Origin of the sequence: Mesorhizobium sp. M4B.F.Ca.ET.143.01.1.1 (assembly GCF_004792275.1) — a bacterium.
GTDB classification, from domain to species: domain Bacteria; phylum Pseudomonadota; class Alphaproteobacteria; order Rhizobiales; family Rhizobiaceae; genus Mesorhizobium; species Mesorhizobium abyssinicae.
In genome coordinates this window covers 1-359 of record NZ_SRSR01000170.1, presented here as the reverse complement: position 1 = coordinate 359, position 359 = coordinate 1, and the positions used below count along the sequence as shown (strand labels likewise).

1 pseudogene is annotated in these 359 nt (G+C 66.6%); it reads left to right on the top strand.

The annotated features are described in order from the left end of the window. Window positions 1-160: 160 nt before the first annotated feature. Window positions 161-359, top strand: a pseudogene (locus EN786_RS36465) (formyl transferase); the annotation flags it as partial.

The following is a 359-nucleotide window of genomic DNA, read 5'->3' as shown; positions in this document are numbered from 1 at the left end:
CAAAATGCAGCCGGAAGAGACCTTCGTGCAGATCGCCGCCGACTGGGCCGCGACTTCTTGCTCCAGCGCTTCCACTCTCGCTTCGAGGTCGGAAGCTGGCATGGCCGACGCACTCCGCTGCGCCGATAGCGCTGCCACGTCCACCGGGCCGGCGAGGACGTTCGTCGAGGACTATATCCACCGGACCGGCAAGGCGATCCTGTCGGCGGTTCCGTTCGGCCCGACCGGTCCGATCGGCCGACCGGAGCCGGTGCTGGACCTGCCCTATCATCTCTCCTACCCGTTCGTCTTCGAGCGCGACGGCGAGGTCTGGATGGTGCCGGAAAGCTGCGCCAACAAGACCGTCGACCTCTACCGCG